A 2432-nucleotide genomic window follows, 5' to 3' on the forward strand; every position below is an offset into this window, starting at 1 on the left:
GTGACAGAAGATGGTCAAACCCTTCAAGCAGACGTTGAAGACACAGCCAAAACTGTGATTGAAACAACAACGACAACCAGTCAAGTTGATAGCGATGGCCAAGTTGTTGGTGATCCAGTTGTCACAACAGAGAAGACCGATGTAGCTTACGACACTGCAGTTGATAACAAACCATCCGAAATCACAGTTGACGGTAAGACATATGTCCTCGTTGGTACAGCTGTAGAAGATGCTTCAGGCCAAACACAGCTTGTAGATGGCAAAGTTGTCACAGCAGACACAACAGCTGAAGAGCAAGGCAACGTTGTCGAAGGTACAACAGAAATCACTTACGTTTACAAACTTAAAGAAGAGCCAGCAACACCAACAGGCAATGTCGTAGCTCGTTACGTGATTGAAGGTACAGAAACTGAAATCGCAGACGACAAATCAGTTAAGACAGATGCACCAGTAGACGAAGCCTACAACGATGAAGCACCAGCTGAAATCACAAAAGATGGTGTGACTTACGAACTCGTTCGTACTCGTACAAACGACGGAGATGCGCCAGCAAATGGTAATGTTACAGAAGCTACCCAAACGATCACTTACGAGTACAAGGTAAAAGCAACGCCAGCGACACCAACAGGTAATGTTGTAGCTCGTTATGTGATTGAAGGAACAGAAACTGAAATCGCAGATGACAAATCAGTTAAGACCGAAGCGCCAGTAGACGAAGCCTACAGCGATGAAGCGCCAGCTGAAATCACTGGTAAAGATGGTAAAGTCTATGTTCTCTCAACAACAGCTCCAGTTCGTCAAAATGACGGCGATGCGCCAACTAATGGCACTGTTACAGAAGAGACACAAACGATTACTTACCAATACGTTCTTAAGACAACTGAAAAAGTTGACACTGTAACTAAAGAAGGTAACGTTGTTGTTCACTATGTGATAGAAGATGGTCAAACTCTTCAAGCAGACGTTGAAGACACAGCCAAAACTGTGATTGAAACAACAACGACAACCAGTCAAGTTGATAGCGACGGCCAAGTTGTTGGTGATCCAGTTGTCACAACAGAGAAGACCGATGTAGCTTACGACACTGCAGTTGATAACAAACCAGCCGAAATCACAGTTGACGGCAAGACATATGTCCTCGTTGGTACAGCTGTAGAAGATGCTTCAGGTCAAACACAGCTTGTAGATGGCAAAGTTGTCACAGCAGGCACAACAGCTGAAGAGCAAGGCAACGTTGTCGAAGGTACAACAGAAATCACTTACGTCTACAAACTTAAAGAAGAGCCAGCGACACCAACAGGTAATGTCGTAGCTCGTTATGTGATTGAAGGTACAGAAACTGAAATCGCAGACGACAAATCAGTTAAGACAGATGCGCCAGTAGACGAAGCCTACAACGATGAAGCACCAGCTGAAATCACTGGTAAAGATGGCAAAGTCTATGTCCTCTCAACAACAGCTCCAGTTCGTCAAAATGACGGCGATGCGCCAACTAACGGCACTGTTACAGAAGAGACACAAACAATCACTTACCAATACGTTCTTAAGACAACTGAAAAAGTTGATGTTGTAACTAAAGAAGGTAACGTTGTTGTTCACTATGTGACAGAAGATGGTCAAACCCTTCAAGCAGACGTTGAAGACACAGCCAAAACTGTGATTGAAACAACAACGACAACCAGTCAAGTTGATAGCGACGGCCAAGTTGTAGGTGATCCAGTTGTCACAACAGAGAAGAAAGATGTAGCTTACGACACTGCAGCTGATAACAAACCATCCGAAATCACAGTTGACGGCAAGACATATGTCCTCGTTGGTACAGCTGTAGAAGATGCTTCAGGTCAAACACAGCTTGTAGATGGCAAAGTTGTCACAGCAGACACAACGGCTGAAGAGCAAGGCAACGTTGTCGAAGGCACAACAGAAATCACTTACGTTTACAAACTTAAAGAAGAGCCAGCGACACCAACAGGTAACGTCGTAGCTCGTTACGTGATTGAAGAAACAGAAACTGAAATCGCAGATGATAAATCAGTTAAGACAGATGCGCCAGTAGACGAAGCCTACAGCGATGAAGCGCCAGCTGAAATCACAAAAGATGGTGTGACTTACGAACTCGTTCGTACTCGTACAAACGACGGAGATGCGGTAGCCAACGGTACTGTTACAGAAGCTACCCAAACGATCACTTACGAGTACAAGGTAAAAGAAACCCCAGCGACACCAACAGGTAACGTTGTAGCTCGTTACGTGATTGAAGGTACAGAAACTGAAATCGCAGACGACAAATCAGTTAAGACAGAAGCTCCAGTAGACGAAGCCTACAACGATGAAGCGCCAGTTGAAATCACAAAAGATGGCAAAGTCTATGTCCTCTCAACAACAGCTCCAGTTCGTCAAAATGACGGCGATGCGCCAACTAACGGTACTGT

General features: G+C 44.7%; 1 protein-coding gene. It reads left to right on the plus strand.

The genetic code is table 11. The annotated features are described in order from the left end of the window. A partial coding sequence (locus tag JOC31_RS09755; protein ID WP_205017952.1) for a MucBP domain-containing protein occupies positions 1-2432 on the plus strand: 2432 nt, incomplete at both ends.

It is taken from the genome of Streptococcus saliviloxodontae (assembly GCF_016908655.1).
Taxonomy (GTDB): Bacteria; Bacillota; Bacilli; order Lactobacillales; family Streptococcaceae; genus Streptococcus; species Streptococcus saliviloxodontae.